General features: G+C 60.1%; 13 protein-coding genes and 5 pseudogenes. 7 read left to right on the forward strand and 11 right to left on the reverse strand.

Features of this window, described 5'->3' with window-relative positions; genetic code table 11:
• Nucleotides 1-66 precede the first annotated feature (66 nt).
• From NKI49_RS22985 to NKI49_RS23020, 8 genes and pseudogenes are all read right to left on the reverse strand, one after another.
• Nucleotides 67-987 (reverse strand): hypothetical protein, encoded by a 921-nt coding sequence (locus NKI49_RS22985; protein WP_352606193.1) that lies wholly within the window; start codon nucleotides 985-987, stop codon nucleotides 67-69.
• Nucleotides 984-1784 carry a zinc ribbon domain-containing protein gene (locus tag NKI49_RS22990; RefSeq protein WP_352606195.1) on the reverse strand — a complete coding sequence of 267 codons (801 nt, stop codon included), beginning with the start codon at nucleotides 1782-1784 and terminating at the stop codon, nucleotides 984-986. Before NKI49_RS22990 ends, NKI49_RS22985 begins: the two co-directional genes overlap by 4 nt.
• Complete coding sequence (locus tag NKI49_RS22995) at nucleotides 1760-2728, reverse strand: ORC-CDC6 family AAA ATPase (protein ID WP_352606197.1); 969 nt, start codon at nucleotides 2726-2728, stop codon at nucleotides 1760-1762. Before NKI49_RS22995 ends, NKI49_RS22990 begins: the two co-directional genes overlap by 25 nt.
• Entirely contained in the window at nucleotides 2725-3543 is an 819-nt protein-coding gene (locus NKI49_RS23000) for an N-6 DNA methylase (RefSeq protein ID WP_352606199.1), read from the reverse strand. The genes NKI49_RS22995 and NKI49_RS23000 overlap by 4 nt, the downstream gene beginning before the upstream one ends.
• Nucleotides 3544-3613: 70 nt before the next feature.
• Nucleotides 3614-3934: pseudogene (locus tag NKI49_RS23005) on the reverse strand (methyltransferase); the annotation flags it as partial.
• A gap of 547 nt (nucleotides 3935-4481) precedes the next feature.
• Nucleotides 4482-6218 (reverse strand): adenylate/guanylate cyclase domain-containing protein, encoded by a 1737-nt coding sequence (locus tag NKI49_RS23010; RefSeq protein ID WP_352606201.1) that lies wholly within the window; start codon nucleotides 6216-6218, stop codon nucleotides 4482-4484.
• Nucleotides 6219-6295: 77 nt separating this feature from the next.
• Nucleotides 6296-8044, reverse strand: a complete 1749-nt coding sequence (locus NKI49_RS23015) for an adenylate/guanylate cyclase domain-containing protein (RefSeq protein ID WP_352606203.1) — start codon at nucleotides 8042-8044, stop codon at nucleotides 6296-6298.
• A 181-nt stretch (nucleotides 8045-8225) separates the two neighbouring features.
• The gene (locus NKI49_RS23020; RefSeq protein ID WP_352606227.1) at nucleotides 8226-9992 is read right to left on the reverse strand and encodes an adenylate/guanylate cyclase domain-containing protein; all 1767 of its coding nucleotides are present in this window, start codon (nucleotides 9990-9992) and stop codon (nucleotides 8226-8228) included.
• 263 nt (nucleotides 9993-10255) lie between these two features.
• Here NKI49_RS23020 and NKI49_RS23025 point away from each other — a divergent pair, with 263 nt between their 5' ends.
• The gene (locus NKI49_RS23025; RefSeq protein WP_352606205.1) at nucleotides 10256-12001 is read left to right on the forward strand and encodes an adenylate/guanylate cyclase domain-containing protein; all 1746 of its coding nucleotides are present in this window, start codon (nucleotides 10256-10258) and stop codon (nucleotides 11999-12001) included.
• A 561-nt stretch (nucleotides 12002-12562) separates the two neighbouring features.
• On the forward strand, nucleotides 12563-12988 hold the full coding sequence (locus NKI49_RS23030; protein WP_352606207.1) for a DUF309 domain-containing protein: 426 nt from the start codon (nucleotides 12563-12565) through the stop codon (nucleotides 12986-12988).
• A gap of 59 nt (nucleotides 12989-13047) precedes the next feature.
• Here NKI49_RS23030 and NKI49_RS23035 read toward each other — a convergent pair whose 3' ends face one another.
• Both NKI49_RS23035 and NKI49_RS23040 read right to left on the reverse strand, forming a co-directional pair.
• Nucleotides 13048-13449 carry a nucleotidyl transferase AbiEii/AbiGii toxin family protein gene (locus NKI49_RS23035; protein WP_502899593.1) on the reverse strand — a complete coding sequence of 134 codons (402 nt, stop codon included), beginning with the start codon at nucleotides 13447-13449 and terminating at the stop codon, nucleotides 13048-13050.
• On the reverse strand, nucleotides 13403-14098 hold the full coding sequence (locus NKI49_RS23040; protein WP_352606209.1) for a DUF6088 family protein: 696 nt from the start codon (nucleotides 14096-14098) through the stop codon (nucleotides 13403-13405). Before NKI49_RS23040 ends, NKI49_RS23035 begins: the two co-directional genes overlap by 47 nt.
• A gap of 198 nt (nucleotides 14099-14296) precedes the next feature.
• Between NKI49_RS23040 and NKI49_RS23045 the strand changes: the two genes are divergently transcribed.
• From NKI49_RS23045 to NKI49_RS23065, 5 genes and pseudogenes are all read left to right on the forward strand, one after another.
• Nucleotides 14297-15055 (forward strand): ImuA family protein, encoded by a 759-nt coding sequence (locus NKI49_RS23045; protein WP_352606211.1) that lies wholly within the window; start codon nucleotides 14297-14299, stop codon nucleotides 15053-15055.
• Nucleotides 14970-16492, forward strand: a pseudogene (locus NKI49_RS23050) (Y-family DNA polymerase). Before NKI49_RS23045 ends, NKI49_RS23050 begins: the two are co-directional and overlap by 86 nt.
• Nucleotides 16489-19749, forward strand: a pseudogene (locus NKI49_RS23055) (error-prone DNA polymerase). The pseudogenes NKI49_RS23050 and NKI49_RS23055 overlap by 4 nt, the downstream one beginning before the upstream one ends.
• A 54-nt stretch (nucleotides 19750-19803) precedes the next feature.
• Nucleotides 19804-20187, forward strand: a complete 384-nt coding sequence (locus NKI49_RS23060) for an ATP-dependent DNA ligase (RefSeq protein WP_352606213.1) — start codon at nucleotides 19804-19806, stop codon at nucleotides 20185-20187.
• Between the two features lie 254 nt (nucleotides 20188-20441).
• Nucleotides 20442-20885 (forward strand): annotated as a pseudogene (locus tag NKI49_RS23065) (ATP dependent DNA ligase).
• On the opposite strand, the pseudogene NKI49_RS23070 reads toward NKI49_RS23065, so the two are convergent.
• Nucleotides 20771-21126 (reverse strand): annotated as a pseudogene (locus tag NKI49_RS23070) (IS110 family transposase); the annotation flags it as partial. The pseudogenes NKI49_RS23065 and NKI49_RS23070 overlap by 115 nt on opposite strands.
• Between the last annotated feature and the right edge of the window lie 22 nt (nucleotides 21127-21148).

A 21148-nucleotide genomic window follows, 5' to 3' on the forward strand; every position in this document is an offset into this window, starting at 1 on the left:
CCGGCGTTCCACCTCCGCCGGATTTCGGGCGTGCAAAGCTCGAAATCGAGACCATATCGCCGGGACCTAAGCTTGGGTTTCGGCCTCACGCTGCGGAGCACGTCCAGTCGCATCGCGTCGAGTAGTCAGTGCGGCCACCTTAGCGGCGTTGGAGTCTTTGAATTGCATGTAAGCGTCTTTCATCACCACGCTCGACGGGCGACCGACGACAAGCGCGAATAGGTCATAGTAGGGCTTGAACCGCTTTTTGTCGGTTTTAAATTTCCACGTCCAACTCCAAGCCCATTCGAAATCGTGTTTAGGACAGATTTGCGCAACAACGGTTCGATCGGTCACAAATTTGAAGATGTGATTGTTGCATGTCTTAACAAATACTTGGAGCGCATCGGCAATGTTGGCGAGGTCGTCAGTCGATGCGGAGAAGAGACCGCCGATCAGATGATGGTGTTTGGACATGCCAAGGTCGTTGGCATTCTTGTTGCCGAGATATCCGAAGCGATGCACACAACAGTGGCGGACGTGGCAGATGCTCTCGTAGATTCCAAGCGCGGCATCGATCTCCGGCGGAAGCTTGGTCATCCCGATCTCGCCGAGGCGCGCCTTCAGTTCCTTCACAGATGCGAATGAGTCCTCATAGAGGGCTTCCGCCAGGGACTCACGTGGGCGTTTCATTGCCACCGAAAACAGGAGCTGTTTCTGTCCAAGCGCCTCCATAGTCAATTCGTCGATGTGAGCAAGCCGACTGAGCAATGTTCTGAAATAGGTCTCGACTGCCGAAAGGTATCCCAACAGGACGATGGAACACAGCTCCGGTGACGGGTCCCTGTTTGCCGTGGCGCCAGCCAAAATGACATTGATGGCGTTGGTGTTCGCAATGAACTTGTCGATGGGGCTCCAGACTTCATCGGTGTGTCTGAAGAGCTGCGTTGTATCGATGGACGGAAGGGGCTGGACCTCGACGAGGGGACGGATCGCAATTGCCGTCATGACATCATCTCGTCGACGTAGTCTTCAACCTTGGTGAGAATCCGATCAGAACGTGCCTGGGCGATCGCGTGGATCTTTCGGAGCTCGGTACCCGGGTCCTGGAGAGCGCGCAGCGCGCCAACCGTCTTGATGTTGGCGCTTTCCATTTTCCCGATCAGGAATTCGGTGAGCCCAGGAACGCCGTTGATTTTCATCGCCATGATGCGGTTGTAAATCAATTCGTCGACGAGCTTGCTCCCGCAGTTCTGGCAGAATTTTTGTTTCTCAGCATTCCTTGGGGTTTGGCAATTTTGACAAGGAGGGAGATCGAGTTTCAGCGTTTCGTTGATGCCCTGGGCGGTGAACAGGGTCGTGAAGTTCCTCCGGACCGGATGCTTTTCGTTCGGCCGGGCGATGAACTCGACGATGTTGCCGAGTGATGTGCCCCGTTCACCGGGCGAGAATGCTCGCTCCGCAATAAGAGCGGCTAGGTGCGGGGTGAAGCGCCGATACGTCCGGTCGCGTCCATGAGACACCTCTTCCTCCCTGTGAAGCAGGCCCGCCTCCGCTAGGAGGTCCACCATTCGGCTCGACAGGGGGTCGAATTCCTTGGCCTCGATGCCAAGTACGGTGGCCTTCTCACGCTTGCCCTTGAGTTCTTCGTTGCGAGCAGTCATCGCCGCAACGACGCCGTCGAAGAACTTCTCACCAACGCGGATGAGTGTTTTCAGTTCTACGACCTTCTCCCCGAGGGACCGGAACTCACGAATTCTGTTGTCGCGATGCGCGCGGATCACCTTGGTGACCGTCGGCCCCATGCTCGACTTCGTAGGCTTGGCCGCCTGCACAGACCTAAGGAGTGTAAGACTGCTCTGGGAATACCGAACGCGGCATATTGGAGGAGGGTGCTCGCCTCGGGAGTGATTCCGCTGAGCCCTTCCGGATAGCGACGCTCCGCGATGGTTTGCATCATCGCGCCATAGCCTGGATTGTCGACCGCAGCCCATGCGGAGACGGTTCTGCCCTCATGGTCAGCGTGGAAGCGGGTTCCGAACACCGTGGTGCCAGGATAAATCGAGCATTTCGGAGCGATCTCCGGCGACTTGATGACCCGAAGAATATCCAGGAATTCCGTCATGAACGCCGGCGACAGGGTGAGCGCCGCATCGTCCAACAGGAGGACGGTACGCATCCGACCGCTTCGCGCGGCCAAGTCCGCGAGGACTCGTTTGACGGCTTCGACGGACAGTTCGCGGTGTACCATCTCGTCGCCGGCATCAAGCTGGAAGTTACGCTCAAGAGCCTTGACGAGCTTCGCAAGCCGCCCGGCTTCGACGCCGAATTCGGTGCCGATATCGTAATCAGAGGGGCCGCCAACGCGCCTGAAGGTTTCCTGTGCGCCCTCAAGGATTCGCGCGAGGACCCAAGAGTGGAATAGTCCGTTCGCATCCGTCCGCGCTCGAGAAAGCGGTTCGAGGCTCAGGTACCGGTTCAAGGACGTATAGACGCTGAAGGGCCGGTCCTTTTGCTCGACACATTCAAGCCAAGCATACCGCATGAGATGGGTTTTTCCGCATCCGCGAGGGCCTACGAGAAGCACCAAGCCGCGTGCACACAGCACTCTTACGATCTCGTCGAATTGGTCGCCCGTTGCCGTTCCTGACTTGATGACGTTCTCCTCGACGTGGTCGGCTCGCTCCTCGAAGGAATCGTCCAAGGCCTCATCAAATTCCTGATCGTCCACGTCCGGTGTTCCGTTCATTGCGCTTCGATCTCCAGGTCCAAGAGATCCTCTCGATTCAACATGCGCGCGCCAACGCCTCGTGAAATCCGTATAAGGGCTGCCTGACCGGCCTCCGATAAAAGTCCGCGAACAACAGTGTCGCGCCATGTAGCCGGTACGCGAATGCGGTATATGCAGTCCGTGAGGAGCGCTCGACCTTGAGCGACGATGCAGACCTTGCGCTGCAGTTCGCGATCAACCCTGGCCAACAGAATGTCGCCTGGCTCGGCGATGCGTTTGCCGGGGCGATCCGCGCCAAGGCGCTGGTCAGAAAGACGATAGGCGCAGGGCGAAGTTTGGTTGAAGCCGGTCGTGTGGAAGACCGGCTCGCTGCATGTGCGGGCTGCAGCTGACGAAAGGGAGCCTCTGGTGATCTCTGCGTGGATTGCGCGAAGCGTAAAGCCTCGCCTGACGGTTTTGGCGGATTTGTAGAAGTTATAATCCATCCGGAATGCGGCATCCTCCGCCCGTACAAGGGTCGGAGAAGAGATGCCGTCGACATCGAGATTGCTGATTTCGACCGGGTCACCTCGCCCGCGCTCGTTCCGGAAGACGATGACGTGAGCCTGAGCCTCAGTGCCTCGGAAGGAACCACGCGGCAGTTGGACGACGCGCATGACACGCAGGCGATCGAGCAGGGCCTGCCGGACGGCATGTGATCGTCGAGCAGACACCAATCCGTCCGGGACAATAACTCCAATCTCGGCTCCGGGTTCTGCCAGGCGAAGTATCTGGGCGACAAACATGATATCTGAACCAAGGGCCGCCGGCGGAACCGCGTGCAGATGGTCCATTCCTGCATCCGCGAGGATGCGCGCAAAGCCCTCTCGCCATCGAACCCGCGTATAGGGAGCATACCGCGAGATCGAAGCGGGATCGTCCGACCTTTTCAGGAAGGTCCTCGTCGAGCACATCAGCGACAAGGTGCTCATGCGCTTGGTGGCCGGCAGAAGCCATGCCCAGTCGGATGTACTTCTCAGCGTCGAGGTCGAGGTCGATCGTCTGGATGCGAGCATTTGCCCATCGGTGCGCAGCGGCGACGGTCAGCGAACCACCCCCCGAACCGAGGTCTAGAATTGAAGTCGCGTAACGACGATCGATTAGGCTGACAAAAGCCTGTCCGATTAGGGGATCAGTATAATACCGTCCCAACGGATCACTTTCTGTCCCGAACCCCTGAAGCATTCTTCCGCCTAAGCCAACCTTGAACGAATCGTCCGCTCACTTCGCTGCGTTAATTCCGACACTGCATCCGTGGCATAGATGGATGCAAGGTGACGCAAGTCGACATTTCCTTAAACGCTCCTAACACAGGCTGCGTCGTCCAGACATCTTCCTGCCGCAAATTTTGTCGACGGCCCCCCTGAGGCTGAAGCGTCGTCAGCAGCGCTTCATCCGCGCTCTCCTCCGACGAAGGTCAGCGATCATTTGCCGGTCCCAGACGCTGCCAGCCCGCGTATGGACGTTCTATGCCGCAGGCGGCCGTTTCTGGATCCTGCCTTTGGAACGTCGGATAGTGGACCACCTTGACCAAATCGACACCGAGGGAGTTGCCTCGTCACCAGATATCCTCTTCTGGTCTGCCTTAGCCGGTGGTCGCCGACACGTAAGTCTCAGTATTGACGCCGCTTTCGCGGAGCACCGCTAGGCAATTTCTGCTCAACCGCTCAACGATCGATAATCCTCACCGCCTCGGCCGCCCGGCGTGGTGGTCCGTCGAGCAAAAAAATGGTCATTCCGGAAAGCCAGCCTTACGAAGGCCTCCGACATACATGTCTCGCAGGGCAAGGTCGCGATAGGGCTGGGATTCGACCCAATGGCTAATCCTGAAGTGAGGGTTTGTTGCCAGATATAGCGTGGCCTCCTCACGCGCTTCCTCTAACCTGCCGAGTCGCGCCAGGATCGACGCCAGATTTACCCTGGATTCGGTTCGATATGTTGCATCATTCCTCAGAGTTTTCACTGCTTCCTCATACTTGCCGGCAGCGGATTGAGCACCTCCGAGTAACCAGAAATACCAGCTCGGCGGGCGCGGATTCAGGCGCAATGCCTTCTCAATGCAGGCGATGGCCTCTACTCCGCGACCTTCATAGGTCTTCAGATCCCCGAAGTTTGCCCACGCATCGGCATCGTTCGGATTGAGTCGAAGCGAAATCTCGTACTCTTTGGCAGACTCATCCCATTGGCGCTCGAGGAGGAGTATGAACGCGAGCACCCAATGCGTGCCGGAATTTTCAGGATCGAGTTCAATCGCCTTTCTTGCCGACGCCATAGACTGTTGACGAAGGGGATTCATCGGATAGTTCCTAAAGACCCAGGCCTCGCACTGACTGATAGCCAACCAGCGATAGGCATCCGCGTAGTTGGGATCGAGCGCGATGGCCCGCTCGAACAAGGGAATGGCCGCAACGCCCGCTTCCGTGGAGTGTGCCCATTCAGCTCGCCCCCTTAGATAGAGATCATAAGCCCCGACGTTCGTTGGGCGATAACGGTCCTTCAGGTTTGCCGCGGCTAACTTGCCGGCGAGCCCCTCCACAATCTTTCCGACGACTTCGTCTTGCGCCGCGAAGATATCGGCAAGCTCCCGGTCGAACCGATCCGCCCAGATATGCCCACCGGCGGGTGCATCGATAAGCTGGGCATTGATCCGCACGCGGTCCGCCACCCGTCGGGCGCTTCCCTCCAGGACATATTTCACCCCCAGTTCGCGAGCGATCTGGCGGGTGTCTATCGATCTGCCCTTATAGGCAAAGCATGAGTTCCGGGCGATGACGAAGAGCTCGGGCACTTTGGAGAGGTCGGTAATCAGATCTTCCGTTAATCCATCAACGAAATATTCCTGTTCAGAGTCAGCACTCATATTCACAAAGGGCAGGACGACTATTGACGGCTTGACGGGGAGAGAAAGTTCAATGGCCGAGGCCACCACCGCGGCTCCATCCTTGCCCGCCAGCCGATAGGTTTGGACCGGTCGATCGATGTTTTTGAGAGTCTGCGGCCCCAACGAAACGAATAGATGTGGCAGCTTGCCGCTGATCTGCTCGAAGACACTTCCGGAGATGCACAATCCCCCCGGCTCCGACAGACTCTCGAGCCGAGCCGCGACGTTGACTCCGTCGCCATAGAGATCGTTGCCCTCGACCACCACGTCGCCGACATTAATTCCAGCTCGCAATACAATGCGGCGGTCCCCAGCCACATCTGCATTCGCGATATCCATAGCCTTCTGCAATTCGACCGCGCAGTCTACGGCGTTGACTGCGCTTCCGAACGCTATCAGCGCGCCATCCCCGATCAGTTTGATGATGCGACCGTGATGTTTGGAGATCATTGGCTGAAGGATCTCTCGACGCCGAGATTTGAGCGTAGTCAAGGTGCCTACCTCGTCGCGCTCCGTAAGGCGACTATAGCCAACCACGTCGATGGCCAGAATGGCAGCAAGGCGGCGTTGAACGCGCTCTTCGGACATCGCAGGGGTGCTCTCACTGCGGCAAATTGTATTTGCATCCCGAGGAGGAGTCGATTCGCCTGATGCCCCATCATCCTTCAATCCGCAATGCCTGCTTTCCTCAGACCATCTAGCCAGTGCTCCGCGTCCTCCTGACGGCGATATGGAGAGCCGCGCTTGTAGTCAGCCAGAGTGAAACCAGGCTTGCGATCGAGGCACTTGCCCCAAGCCGATCTTGCCTCTCTGGCGCGTCCGAGCTGTCCCAAACACGCAGCCAGATTGGCGAACCCGCGATCATAATGGTTGTTGTCCCAACGGCGGAACGAATCCAGCGAAGCCTCATATTCACCGAGCAGATAGTAAGTGAACGCGAGTAGCTCGTGCACGTCGCGCTGTTCGAGCGGACTCAGACGTCGGAGCCGCTCGCCCATCTCTCGGGCCTTCGTGAGTTGACCGCTCCAAAGACAGATGTACCCGACCCAGACGAGGACGACCGGGTTTGTCGGGCCCATCGCGAGCGCGCGTTGCGCATGAGTCGCGGCAGCGTCGAAGTCCCCTGTCCATCCATGCAGAGCGGCGACGACCGCCTCTGCCAGTCCGCTGGCGTCTCCGAGTTCGATAGCTCGCAAGGCCGACTGCATGGCCAGCGCCTTCATCTCTTCATCAGCTCTGAAAGCGGAGAGGGCCGCGTACGCGTCCGCGAGCCATGCGTGCGCCCGCGCTGAATCAGGCTCCCAGCCAAGAGCCAGCTTCAAGAACTCGACACCAGCGACGGTATCTTTTTCGGTGATCCGGCTGGTAGCATCGATGCCGCGCAAGAACGCGTCATATGCAGTGAGGCTCGTGTGCGTTTGCCTGGTCCGAACAATCTCAGCAGCGCCTACCTTACCGACCAGTGCCCACGCGATCCTCTCTGTCACCTCGTCTTGAACGGCGAAAAGGTCCTCGATGTCTCGGTCGTAGCGCTCGGCCCAGACGTGATTGCCGGTGGCCGCTTCTATCAACTGCGCAGTGATCCTGACGCGTGCAGCGGCCTTTCGAACGCTTCCTTCGACAACGTACCGTACCCCGAGCTTCCTTCCGATCTCGGTGATGTTCACGGATTGACCCTTGAGAGCGAACGAGGAATTGCGCGCGATCACGAACAGACTCTGACTGCGACTTAGTTCTGTGATTAAGTCCTCGGCCATTCCATCCGAGAAATATTCCTGCTCGGGGTCCGCCGACATGTTTGTGAAAGGGAGTACCGCTACCGATGGTTTGTATGGGAGTGGCAAATCCTCCGCTGAACCGACTGACGCCAAAGGTTCTGGACCAACCGACTCTTCTGCTCCAACGCGGTAGACACGTACGGGCCCAGCAATGTTCTTCATCGTATGCTCGCCCAGGTCGACGAGCGTATAGGGAACCTTTCCCTTCACTTGGTCATAGACGCTGTGTCCAATGACGACACCTCCGGGTTCACTGACCTTCTCCAGCCTGGCGGCGACGTTAACACAGTCACCGTAGATCGTCGTCTCATCGACGATAACCTCTCCGGCGTTGACACCCATTCTAAAGGCCATGCGCCGGTCTTCGGGAAGATCCGTATTGCGTCCCGTAATGCGTTCTTGCGTCTCGACCGCGAACTGCAACGCATCGACGGCGCTGGGAAACTCGATCAGCAGACTGTCGCCCGCAGTGCCGACCAGCCGACCCTTGAATTGCGCGACCTTTGGATCGATCACTTCGGCGCGCAGTGCCTTGAGATGGAAGAGAGTCCCGGCCTCATCGGCCCGCATCAAACGCGAGTAGCCAGCTACGTCCGCTGACAAAACCGCCACAAGCTTTCGTTCCGGGCGCGCCACAATGCCTCCTGGACCCTGAGACGCCACGTTGGTTTGCTGGGAACGTAGCACTCGCGTCGATGCGCAACCAGAGAACATCTGCTGTGAGTCAGGAGCCGGTGACCGCGCCTGCAGACTGAGCTCTTGGGCGGTAGCGGAACGGCGGCTTTTCGGGGGGTATATCACCACGGCCGAAATGGACCTAATCCCGCAGTCCCGCGAGGCGCCAGCCGTCAAAAAACGGCTGCGCAGTGCTCATGCTCTTGAACGGTGAGTTCGCCGCCAAATCGGCTAAATTCCAATTCGGATTGCCCGCGAGAAATAGACGGGCTTCCTCCTGTGCCTCAGGTAGGCGACCGGCAAGGGCAAGCGCGGGAACCAGGTGCTCCCTCGAACCTGTCCCGTACGTTTCCTCCCGGCTCAAGGACACGACAGCTTCTTCATAGTGACCGGAGTAAACCTGCGCCATTCCCATGACCCGGAAATACCAACCTGGTGGACGGGGATTTAGACGGAGCGCCGCGCCACAGGATAGTAGCGCCGCCTGCGGCTCACCTAAGAATATCTGAAGCTCACCAATCCATGCAACCGCATCTGCATTGTTGGGATTTAACCGAATGGCTGCATCGAATTGCAATTTTGCATCATCCCAATTGCGCTCATAAAGCTGAACGCAGCCTAGGATCCTGCGAGCGTGGGAATCGCCGGGATCGATTTCCACGGCTCGTTGCGCGTGCACCAGAGCTTTTGCGCGACCGGGTTCCTGTGGCTCTCCCCAGACGATCCAGCCAAATAGCAGCGAGATGGCAAGGTTGCTGTGCGCTTCGCCATAGTATGGATCGAGCTGAACAGCACGTTCCAAATCCGAACACGCCTCACTGTTGTCTGCTCTGGAAATGTTGCATTTGCCTCGCGACTTGACACAAAGATCGTAGGCTTCAAGATTCGACGGTCGGGAGCGGACAACCATCTTCTTTTCACCCAGCTTGCCAGAAATCGCTTCGACAATGCGTCGTGTGACCTCGTCCTGAACGCCGAAGATATCGGCGACATCGCGGTCGAAGCGCTCGGCCCAGACATGGTTGCCCCCTTCCAGCCCATTGATCAACTGCACATTGACACGCAAACGTTTGTCGGACCGACGTGCACTGCCTTCAAGAATGTACTTGACCCCCAGATCGCGAGCGATCTGACGGACATCACTGGGCTTGCCCTTATAGGCGAAGGTGGAGTTGCGAGCGATTACGAAGAAGCCCGGCACATTCGAGAGATCGGTGATGATATCCTCCGTCAGCCCGTCAGTGAAGAACTCCTGCTCTTGGTCGCCACTCATGTTGACAAAGGGCAGCACGGCAATCGACGGCTTGTCGGGCAGCGGGAGCGGCTGCGGAGACATCTCCGGCACAGCGTGCTCTGTGGGTGCGGCGGCCTTCGCCTGAGCGGGGACTCCGACTTGCAGCGAATAAACTCGGATCGGATCGGCGATGTTCTTGAGTTGCAAGGCACCGCGATCGTTGATGGCGATATCGAGCCTTGCCTTGACCTGCCAATAGGCTTGTTCGGAAAGACAAATATTGCCGGGTTCGCAGATGCCTTCGAGGCGTGCGGCGATGTTGACGCCATCGCCCATCAAGTCGCCATCGCGCTCCTGCACGACGTCGCCCAAGTGAATGCCGATGCGGAACTCGATGCGGCGATCATCCGGCACCCCGGCATTGCGCTCAAGCATGGCGTTCTGCACTTCGATCGCGCAGCGCACTGCTTCCACAACGCTGCTGAACTCGACGAGGCTCCCGTCGCCTGTGCGCTTGACGACGCGACCACGATGAACGGCGATGGTGGGATCGATAAGATCGCTGCGCAGCGCCCGCAGCCGTGCCAAGATACGATCTTCATCCGCGCCGGCTAGCCGGCTGTAGCCCACCACATCAGAGACTAGGATCGCTGCTATTTTGCGGGTCTCACTCATGTCGTGCTTCTCCATGCAGCCTGACCCATTCCGCGGCTTGCGATTTTCGCTCATCGCGCGGCCTCCTTTGCGACTAGGATAGCAGGAAGACCGCGAGCAGGAGGGAACTTTTGCGGTCACGTCGCCAGATCCGACGATCTATGTTCGGAGGTCGGCCCCGAGAGTTAACTGACCTCCCATTTGCCTAAGCCGCAGGCACTGCTATGCTCTGGCAGGATTTGCCAATAGCGTAAAAGCTAGCGAACCTGATCAGTAGGTAGAAGGTGAATCAAGCATCTGCGCATCGCCGCCTTGCAGCGATTCTTGTTGCCGACGTCGTCGGCTACTCTCGCCTCATGGAGGCCGACGAAACAGGGACTCTCTCGGCGCTCAGAGAACGTAGGAAGGAAATCATCGAGCCCCTCGTCCGCGAGAATGACGGACGAATCGTGAAGTTCATCGGTGATGGTGTGCTTGTCGAATTCGCTAGCGCAGTTAATGCCTTAAGGTGCGCTCTCGACGTGCAGAACCGGATGGCCGAGTCCAATGAACATCTGGCTGATCGCAAACGGGTCATATTGCGGATCGGGCTAAATCTTGGAGAGGTCGTTGGCGAGGGGTCGGATATTTTTGGCGATGGGGTGAACATCGCTGCTCGCCTTGAAGGTCTCTCGGAACCGGGCGGCATCTGCATTTCCGGCAAGGTAAATGACGAAATTCGGGGCAAAGTCGACGTCTCGGCCATGGACTTGGGCGAGGTGACGCTCAAGAATATTACTCGGCCGGTGAGAGCCTTCCGCATCATGACGGGTATCACCCCAACACCGCAGGGCGTGTCGCAGGAACCGGTCGATAGCAGACCGTCGATTGGCATTCTCCCGTTCACTAACATGAGTGGCGATCACGAGCAGGAGTACTTCGCCGACGGCATCACAGAGGACATTATCACTGAACTGGCGCGCAATCGTGGACTGTTCGTGATTGCACGAAACTCGTCCTTCACGTTCAAGGGAACCGCCGTCGACATCGCGGAAGCGGGGCGAAAGCTTTGCGTACGCTACTTGGTGGAGGGCAGCGTTCGCAGGGCCGGCAGGCGCGTGCGCATAACTGCCCAGTTGATTGAGGCAGCGACCGGTAGTCACGTCTGGGCGGAGCGCTATGATCGTGACCTGGAAGACATCTTCGCAGTTCAGGACGAAGTGACTCGAAGCATCGTCGCCGCCGTTCCAGGATACGTTGAATCCGACGTTGTGAAGGCCTCGCGGCGCAAACCGACCGAGAGCTTGGGCGCTTATGACCATTACTTGCGCGGTATGGAGATTGTCAATCGCTGGCGCAACGATGACATTCCGCAAGCCATGGCGGAATTCGAAAGTGCGGTGAAGCTTGATCCAAACTTTGCCCGCGCTCATGCGGCGGTGGGCCATATGCACGTTCGCGTCTATTGGCAAACGCTTGCCCCACATGCGTTGGAAAAAGCAAACACAGAAACAGAACTCGCCGTGCGGCTCGACGGCGAGGACAGCAGGTGCTTGGCTATTCGCGGGATGTGCCTCATGCTCGACAAGAACTTTGACGCGGCGTCGGAGACCTTTCAGCGTGCCCTCCGGCTGACACCCGATAACGCCGATCTCAATGACATGATGGCGTACTATCTCCTTTGCACAGGTCACGCGAGCGAAGCCATCGAGAGGTCAGTCAAAACTGTCCGAGCCAGCCCGCTGTTCCTTCCGGCCTCTCTCAGCGAGACCATGGGCATGGCGTTCATGATGACGCGACAGTACGAGGAGGCGATAAGGTCTTTCGCCAGTATCAGCAGCCCCTATTACTATATCCACGTCTATGCCGCTGGATGCCTGGCGAAGCTCGGGCGTCTCGAAGACGCGCGGGCGCAAGGCCGTTTGGCAAGCAAAATCAAGCCAGATTGGCCCAGTGTGGATTGGGGCTATCAGTACACAAAAGAAGAGTATAGGGCGCACGAGCGCGAATTGGCCCGCTTGGCGGTCAAGGCGCTAGAGGACGGACCTTGAGGATATTTAGCTAAAGAGTCCCGCAACGGCGATACTATGAAGCAAGCGTTGGTGCGAGGACGGCGCCGAGTGCCCCTTTTTTTGATCTTCCGCCGCGCTGTGCGCTCGGTGACGTCCCACATGTTGGTGAACCTCGAGTGGATGGGCAAACTTGGTCGCGCCGGCTCGGGTGTTCACTCGAGTGGCTGCTTTTGAGATGCAGGTAGGGTCTGCCCAGCGACTGACATGCTGCGCAAAGCCGACGTTGAGTTAGCAAGTTCAGGCCCAACAGATGTTCATGATTTGTGCTTCGAAAGTCGCATAATTGGCAGTCTGGAATTGGGAGGAAAATCTCCAGAAACCGGAACTCAACCCCATCCACGGCCTCAGCTCTGACCTACGAAGCCTATGCCGTCAGCTCCATGTAACATGAATTGCCATGAACGCGCTTTCATGCTTGCTGGGCCTATGTCTCGTCCTCGCCTGCTGCCCGAAAAGAGTTTTCCGACCTATGCGTACCTGCCTGGCAAACATCCACATCCGGTACGTGACCCCTTGGGCCATAGCTACCGAAACGAGCCCGTGACCATCGCCCTTGCGGAAGCACTGGGCTCGGACGTCTTTCGATGGGGAATCGACCTTTTCAACCACGGCTATTACTGGGAAGCCCATGAGGCTTGGGAGCCTCTTTGGCACGCTGCGAAACGAAGCACGCAGCACCGCCTGTTCTTCAAAGGACTGATCCTGTTGGCCGCAGCCGGGGTGAAAATCCGAGAGGGAAAGCGGGTCGCTGCCGTGCGCCATGCGACAAAAGCTGCCGCGCTTTTTCGTCGGGTGGTGACGATGCCGAGCCGGCTCTTTGAGACCGCACTCGGGATGACACCTGCCGCGCTTGCAGAATATGCCGAAGCAGCCGTAACTTCCCGGGGTGTTTTGCCAGAGCCAAAGCCTGACCAGCCCCAGCCCGTTTTCGATTTTATTCTCTCACCAAAACTTGAGAGTGTCTGATCGGCAAGCCTTGATACCGTTCAACCCAGCTTCGCCTGTGGAAAGCTGGTTACTCCCGCCTATTTTGTGTCCGGGCTACATGGGCCGATGGATCTGCAGCAATCAGGCCGCGCGTCCCGGATGGCGTCTAGCTTGGCGTGGCGCTTCTTGTTCGGCAGTCTCTCAAGCTCTTCGACGGAGGCAGCCTCGTCGAGATCGTCGCGGAACACGGTAACGTCCATGTCCTCGGAAAAACGCTGAATGAGGCCATAGCCTTTGGACAGCGACGTCCCGCCGTCGAAAAGCAGCCGTGGCTCCTCCGCAGGCCGTTCGTGGTAGAGCGAATTGAGGGTCCAGCAGACCCAGAAATCCTTTTCGACATTGCCCACCGGAGCTCCGATCCGATTGGCCGTGGCGAGGAACAGGTCGAGCCGGTCACGTGGGGATGTCGCGATGATCTGGCGGTAAGCATCGGTACTCATGGCTTCGCCTTCGTGCGGGTCCGCCCTCAGGATTTCGCGGAGGAACTCCTGCATCCAGATCGGCACGGCGGAGAGACCGGCGCGCAGATCCTCGCGAATGGCCTCGCCGTGCTTGGGGTCGGCAAACAGGCGGCGCAACGTTGCCTGGATACGCTTCTGCTCGCCCTTTTGGGTCAGGACGCAAAGCCTGGACGACCCGCATCCCCGGCCGATCCGCCCAATAGAGGCGGCAAGGGGCAGCGTATTTGAAGTGGATTTCCTGCGTGCCGAGCTTGATTGGCTTCAACCGCGCATCGACCAGCACTTCTAGTCGGGCGGGGACGGCGGTCGTCAGGCCGAGGTCGTTGGCGGCCGTCATACCATCGATGACGGCGCGCGCCCGATCGCGGCGCGTGACGGCGCGGATCACAGCGCGATAGTCCGGCACGGTGGCGCGGCCAGTCAGGTTGTTCGTGCGCGGCCGGTCATAGAGGCCTCGGTCGATCCGGCGCAGCTCCCCGGCGGCTGCCAGGCGCTGCAGGGTTTTGTCCACGGCGGCGCGCGCGCCGAGATCGGCGAAGTCGCCGGGGGTCCAGACCTCGTCGGGTTTGGACTCGATGCGGGCAAGCAGGCGCGAGCGAAGATCGGCATCGGCCTCAACTATGGGCATGTCCGAAATATGCTACAAATTTCGGACACTCGTGTCGCCCAAAGTCCAAAAATGGAACTCGCATTTTCGCATCGAAGGATATGGCCCGAGCATCGAATGCCTCCTTCCGCAGGGGCACGACATCATCCCGGTTGACTTTGAGTCAAGACGAGAACAAATGTAGAACATATCACGGGCTTTCCGCGTTTCAAGGGTCAGATGAGTGTATCGGCGCCCCCTGCTGCCATTTCCGAGCTTCGAGACCGCATAGCGCGCCTCGAAGGCGGAAACGCGTGCGCTCGCACTGTTTTGCCGTTCGGAGTGGCCGCGATTGACAGGGTTCTGCCGGGAGGGGGATTGGCTTTTGGCGGTCTGCACGAGGTCGCGGGTGGTGGAAATGGCTCCGTCGATGGGGCAGCCGCGGCACTCTTCGCTGCCGGTATTGCCGCGCGCACTGTCGGAAAGGTGCTGTGGTGCGTTACCCGGCCCGATCTTTTCGCGCCTGCGATCGAACAGGCCGGTCTTCCTCCTGGACGGGTAATCTATGTCGAAGCCGGCGACGAAAAATCCGTTCTCGCCTGTTTCGAAGAGGGTCTTCGCGGCGGTTTTGGCGCTGTCGTTGCTGAGATTGCAAGGCTTTCGATGACGGCCTCACGGCGGCTTCAGCTTGCTGCCGAAAGCTCCGGCGCCATCGGCATCGCCATTCGCCGCTGGCGTCGGCAGACGGAGGCAACGGATTTTGGCCAGCCAACCGCCGCCGAGACACGCTGGCGGGTGTCGGTCCTGCCGTCGACACCATTGCCGGTGCCGGGGATTGGACGGGCGCGCTGGCACGTTGAACTGATCCGATGCCGTGCAGGAGACAGTGCAGATTTCAAAGTGGAGGCTTGCGATGCCAAGGGTCGTATCGCTCTTCCTTCCGATGTGGCCAACAGACCGCTTCAGAAGGAAATCGGGCGACGCCGCGCCTCCGCCTGAGACGCCGCTCGTTTTGATCGGACGCGACGGACGCCGCCGTGTTGTGCTTGCCGCCGACGCGCCAGCACACGCAGCAGGCCTGCGCATCGGCATGCCGGCGAACAAGGCGCAGGCCCTTGTTCCGGGCCTGATTGTTCACGACGCTGAGCCCGACGCCGACGAAATCGCGCTCGAGCGGTTGGCGTTGTGGGCGCTGCGCCGCTATGCACCTGTCGTCGCCTCGGATCCACCGGACGGCATCGTCATCGACACGACCGGCGCCGACCATCTGCATGGCGGCGAGGCGGCGATGCTTACCGATATGGTGGATCGCCTTGCCGCGTCGGGCCTCATCGCACGCGCCGCGGTCGCCGACACTTGGGGCGCAGCCCACGCGATGGCCCGCTTCAGTACACGGCAAACGCCTGTGGTTCCATCCGGCAAGATTGCCCAAGCGATCCTGCCTTTGCCGATCGCTGCCCTCCGTCTTCCCGCCGTGACGATCGACGGCCTGCGACGGCTTGGCTTCGAGATAATTGCGGACCTCGCCGCTACGCCACGCGCGTCGCTCACCTTGCGTTTTGGACCGGAACCCGGCCGCCGCCTCGACCAGGCGTTCGGGCGGGTGAGTGAACCGATAGAGCCGATCCGACCGCAGGAAATCGTCGAAGTGCGCCGCAATTTTGCCGAGCCGATCGGCGCGGCAGAAACAATCGCGCGCTATACCGGCAAGCTGGTCGCTGAACTGTGCGCCTCACTCGAGACGCGAGGACTTGGCGCACGCCGGCTCGATCTTCTGTTCTTCCGCGTCGACAATCGCATCGAGGCGATCCGTGTCGGCACGGCAACGCCGGTTCGCGATGTGAAGCGCCTGACCCGGCTGCTCACCGACAAGATCGACACCATCGATCCCGGATTTGGCATTGAGCTGATGCGGCTTGCCGCGACGGCCGCCGAGCCGCTGCGGGCGAAACAGACGATCTCTTCACTTGCCGAGGCGCCGGAGCCGGACGTCTCGGATGTGATCGACATCCTCGCCAACCGTGTCGGCGAGGACCGGCTCTACCCTTCGCCCCGGTGCAGAGCGACGTTCCCGAACGGTCGGTTCAACGCATTGCCCCGATGGCGCCTGATACCGGCGAGGGCTGGCCGGGCCATTGGCCGCGACCGTCGCGGCTGCTGCCGCGGCCCGAGCCGATCGAGACGGTAGCACTTCTTCCCGACCATCCGCCCGTGACCTTTACCTGGCGCGGCGTCCGCCGACGCGTGAAACGGGCAGACGGCCCGGAGCGCATCTTCGGGGAATGGTGGAAGCGCGACGCCGAGCTCGCGGCGGTGCGGGATTATTTCCAGGTCGAGGACGAGAACGGCGAACGCTACTGGGTCTTCCGTGCCGGCGACGGGGAGGATGCCGCGACCGGATCGCACAAATGGTTCATGCACGGGATCTTCGGATGAGAGGCGCCACCCGATATGCCGAGTTGCAGGTGACCTCGCATTTCTCGTTCCTGCGTGGAGCATCATCCTGCGAGGAGCTGTTTGCGCAGGCGGCACTGCTCGGCATCGAAGCGCTCGCTGTCGTCGATCGCAATTCGCTTGCCGGCATCGTGCGCGCGCATGAAGCGGCAAAGACGACAGGCGTCCGGCTGATCGTCGGCTGCCGTCTCGATCTCGCCGACGGCATGTCGATCCTGGCCTATCCAACCGATCGACCGGCCTATTCGCGGCTCTGCCGCCTGCTGTCGCTCGGCAAGGGCAGGGCCGGCAAGGCGAAGTGTCATCTGGAATGGCATGATGTCGTCGCCTATGGCGAAGGACTGATCGCGGTCCTGGTGCCGGACGAAGCGGATGTTCTTTGCGCCGTTCGGCTGCGGCGGTTGCGCAAGATCTTCGGTGATCGCGCCTATCTGGCGCTCACCTTGCGCAGACGCCCGAACGACCAGGTGCGACTTTACGAGCTGGCAAACCTGGCGGTCGCGATGCGCGTGCCCACCGTGGTCACCAACGATGTGCTCTTCCACGAGCCGGCCCGCCGCGTGATGCAGGATGTCGTCACCTGCATTCGCCACAACGTCACCATCGATGACGCCGGCTTCCGGCGTGAACGTCATGCCGACCGCTATCTCAAACCGGGCGATGAAATGGCGCGGCTGTTCAGCCGTTATCCTGAGGCCCTGGCGCGCACCGTCGAAATCGCCGGCCGCTGCCGGTTCTCGCTCGACGAGCTCGCCTATCAATACCCCGAGGAAAAAACGATGCCGGGCCTCACGGCGCAGCAGGCGCTGGAAAAACTGACCTGGGAAGGTGCGGCCCGCCGTTACCCCGAGGGCTTGCCCGACAAGGTGATCAAGATTCTGAAGCACGAGCTGCGGCTGATCGAGACGCTCAGATATGCGCCGTACTTCCTGACCGTCAACTCGATCGTCCGCTTCGCTCGCAGCCAGGACATCCTCTGCCAAGGCCGCGGCTCGGCCGCCAATTCAGCGGTCTGCTATGTGCTTGGCGTCACCTCCACCGATCCCGAACGCAACAACCTCCTGTTCGAGAGGTTCGTTTCGCAGGAACGGCGCGAGCCGCCCGACATCGATGTCGATTTCGAGCATGAACGGCGTGAGATCGTCATGCAGTGGGTCTACGAGACCTACGGTCGCGATCACGCAGCATTGTGCTCCACGGTTATTCGCTATCGGACCAAAGGTGCTGTCCGCGATGTCGGCAAGGCGCTCGGCCTGCCCGAGGACATGACCAAACTTCTGTCCTCGCAGGTCTGGGGCCATGGCGAAGCAGTCGACGAGCAGCGCGCCGGCGAGCTCAATCTCAATCTCGGCGATCGCCGACTGCGGCTGACCCTTGAACTCGCCGCGCAACTTGCCGGCACGCCGCGTCACCTCTCGCAGCATCCGGGCGGCTTTGTCCTGACGCATGACCGGCTCGACGATCTCGTGCCAATCGAGCCGGCGGCGATGAAGGATCGCCAGGTCGTGGAGTGGGACAAGGACGACATCGACGCGCTGAAATTTATGAAGGTCGACGTGCTGGCGCTCGGAATGCTGACCGCGATGAAGCGTTCCTTCGATCTCCTGTCCGAGCACAAATGCATCGCCCTCGATCTGGCGACGATCCCGGCCGAGGATCCGCGCACCTATGCGATGATTCGCAAGGCCGACACGCTTGGCGTGTTTCAGATCGAATCCCGCGCGCAGATGTCGATGCTGCCGCGCATGAAGCCCAGGGCATTTTAAGACCTTGTCATCGAGGTTGCGATCGTTCGACCTGGTCCGATCCAGGGCGACATGGTCCATCCCTATCTTCGCCGGCGCGACGGGACGGAAGAGGTGACGTTTCCGACGCCGGAGCTCGAGCGCGTGCTCGGCAAGACGCTCGGCGTGCCGCTGTTTCAGGAGCAGGCGATGCAGGTCTCGATGGTCTGCGCCGGCTTTTCTGCCGGCGAGGCCGATCAGCTGCGGCGCGCCATGGCCACCTTCAAGCACACTGGCGGCGTCTCGAAATTCCGCGACAAGCTGATCAACGGCATGATCGCCAACGGCTACACCCCGGAGTTTGCCGAAAAGACCTTCTCGCAACTCGAAGGGTTCGGCAGCTACGGCTTCCCCGAAAGCCACGCCGCCTCCTTCGCTTTGATCGCCTACGCCTCATCCTGGATGAAGTGCTGGCATCCGGATGTCTTCTGTGCCGCGTTGCTGAATTCGCAGCCAATGGGGTTTTATCTGCCGGCCCAGATCGTACGCGACGCTCGCGATCATGGCGCCGAGGTGCGTCCGGTCTGCGTCAATGCCAGCCGCTGGGATTGCACGCTGGAGCCGACCGATGCCGATGACCGCTTCGCTGTCCGGCTCGGCCTGCGCATGGTGAAGGGTCTCGCCAATGATGACGGGGCGGCGATCATTGCGGCGCGGGCCGATGAGCTCTTCGTCTCGGTAGACGATCTCTGGCGCCGCGCCGGCGTGCCGGCGGCGTCGCTTGTGCAGCTCGCCGAGGCCGACGCCTTTCTGCCGGATATGAATCTTGCCCGCCGCGATGCGCTCTGGGCGATTAAAGCGTTGCGCGATGAACCTTTGCCGCTGTTTGCGGCCGCCACGTCCCGCGAACAGAAAACCGTGCCGGAGATCCAGGAGCCTCCCATTGCACTCAGGCCGATGACGGCCGGGCGCGAGGTTGTCGAGGATTATGGCCATGTCGGGCTGACCTTGCGCAGCCATCCGGTGTCATTTCTACGCGCCGATCTACGCCGGCGTCGCATCGTGACTTGCCAGGAAGCCATGCAGGCGCGGGACAAACGATGGCTCGAGGCCGCCGGCCTGGTGCTGGTGCGGCAAAGGCCAGGCTCGGCCAAAGGCGTCATGTTCCTCACCATGGAAGATGAGACCGGCGCCGCCAACGTCGTTGTCTGGGTCAAGGTGTTCGAGAAATTCCGGCGCGTGCTTCTTTCGTCGGCCATGCTCGGCGTGCGCGGCCGCATCCAGCGGGAAGGGGAGGTGGTGCATCTCGTCGCCCACGAGTTGACCGATCTTTCGGCCGAACTCGCCAGCGTCGGAAACCGCGACACGCCATTTCCATTGCCACACGGCCGCGGTGACGAGGCCCATCATGGCGGATCGGGCATCGATCCGCGCGGCATGCCGAAAACGCGCGATATCGTCGATCCATACGAGCACATCGAACGGATCAAGGTGAAGACGCGGGATTTCCGATAAAGCTGCAGCGGTTATCATGTGGTAGTCTCGCCCGCATGACGACGCTTTATCTCATTGGCGCGCAAGACGGTGAATCCCACAAAGCCGAATAAAACCCATGCGCCGAAATGGATCGAGCCCCAGCTCACGCGCCTCGTCGACGAAGCGCCCGACGGCCCGAACTGGCTTCACGAAATCAAGTACGACGGCTACCGCATGCACGCGCGGATCGACGGCAGCGACATCCGCTTGCTTACCCGCACCGGCCTCGATTGGTCGCATCGCTATCGAGCGACGATAGCGGCCCTGCGCGCGCTCCCGGTGAAAGGAGCGTATGTCGACGGGAGCTGTGCGCCGTTCGGGCCGACGGTGTCACCTCCTTCAGCCGCCTGCAGGCCGCTATGGACGAGGGCCGCACGGGCGATCTTGCCTTCTTTGCTTTCGATCTTCTGTTCCTGAACGGGGAAAGCATTGCGAAGCTGCCGCTCATCGACCGCAAGGGGCGGCTGGAAGGCCTATCTCAAAGCGGATCGACAGCGCCTATGCATCCGGCAATCGCGGGCTATGGGTCAAGTCAAAGAGCCGGCAGGCGTGCTTGCGGAACGCAGGCCGGTCGCCGATCACGTGATCGCTGAAGCGCAGGCCGGGCATGTCTCAACAGAGAGGAATTCATCGTCGTCGGCTGGACCGATCCGACGGGAAGCCGCCCGCATATCGGCTCGCTGCTTCTCGGCTATTACACCGATGATGGTCGTCTGATGTACGCGGGCCGCGCCGGCACGGGCATCACGGTTGCAGAGCTCAAGCGATTGGCTGGCCAGCTTGGACCACTTTAAGTAGATCGAATGCCCCTCGACGCCCCACCACCACGTGAGAGCCGGTTCGGCTCGCCGCTTGAGCTGTCGCGCGTCCATTGGGTCAGGCCTGAAATGGTGGTCGAGGTCGCCTATCTCACCTGGACGGAAGACAATCTCCTGCGTCAGGTTTCGTATCAAGGTGAGCGGCAGGCGTCACAACACGCCTCTCTTGAAGCTTCGGTACCGCGCGACAGCATCATCACACTCTGCTGCTCGGGCGATTTCACCGGCACGAAGCGCATGGTCGGTCGGGTCACCGCATCACAGATCGCCTCTACATCTGCGGCATCGTTCTTCTGACGCTTCACATATGCCTTCACATACTGTGCCGGCAGTAGCGGCACATCATGGCCACGCGCAGTAAGTTCTCTCGCCAATAATGCGAGGAACTGCAGGCTTCGATCCCGACCAGGCATCCCGGTAAACTCTGGAAAAACGCCAGCACGCGCCCACGGGTCAGCTTCCTGCGAACGACAACCTCGCCCGCCGCGCGCACGCCGTGGACTTGAAACACTGCCTTCGAAATATCCAGACCAAGTATCGAACTATGTTCCGCCCGCGCC

Origin of the sequence: Mesorhizobium sp. M0587 (genome assembly GCF_040320945.1) — a bacterium.
Taxonomy (GTDB): Bacteria; Pseudomonadota; Alphaproteobacteria; order Rhizobiales; family Rhizobiaceae; genus Mesorhizobium.

Excerpts from the sequence above, each read along its gene's own strand:
- NKI49_RS22985 (WP_352606193.1), bottom strand. The coding sequence starts at position 987 with ATGACGGCAATTGCGATCCGTCCCCTCGTCGAGGTCCAGCCCCTTCCG.
- NKI49_RS22990 (WP_352606195.1), bottom strand. The coding sequence starts at position 1,784 with ATGGGGCCGACGGTCACCAAGGTGATCCGCGCGCATCGCGACAACAGA.
- NKI49_RS22995 (WP_352606197.1), bottom strand. The coding sequence starts at position 2,728 with ATGAACGGAACACCGGACGTGGACGATCAGGAATTTGATGAGGCCTTG.
- NKI49_RS23000 (WP_352606199.1), bottom strand. The coding sequence starts at position 3,543 with ATGGACCATCTGCACGCGGTTCCGCCGGCGGCCCTTGGTTCAGATATC.
- NKI49_RS23010 (WP_352606201.1), bottom strand. The coding sequence starts at position 6,218 with ATGTCCGAAGAGCGCGTTCAACGCCGCCTTGCTGCCATTCTGGCCATC.
- NKI49_RS23020 (WP_352606227.1), bottom strand. The coding sequence starts at position 9,992 with ATGAGTGAGACCCGCAAAATAGCAGCGATCCTAGTCTCTGATGTGGTG.
- NKI49_RS23035 (WP_502899593.1), bottom strand. The coding sequence starts at position 13,449 with ATGAGTACCGATGCTTACCGCCAGATCATCGCGACATCCCCACGTGAC.
- NKI49_RS23040 (WP_352606209.1), bottom strand. The coding sequence starts at position 14,098 with ATGCCCATAGTTGAGGCCGATGCCGATCTTCGCTCGCGCCTGCTTGCC.
- NKI49_RS23045 (WP_352606211.1), top strand. The coding sequence starts at position 14,297 with ATGAGTGTATCGGCGCCCCCTGCTGCCATTTCCGAGCTTCGAGACCGC.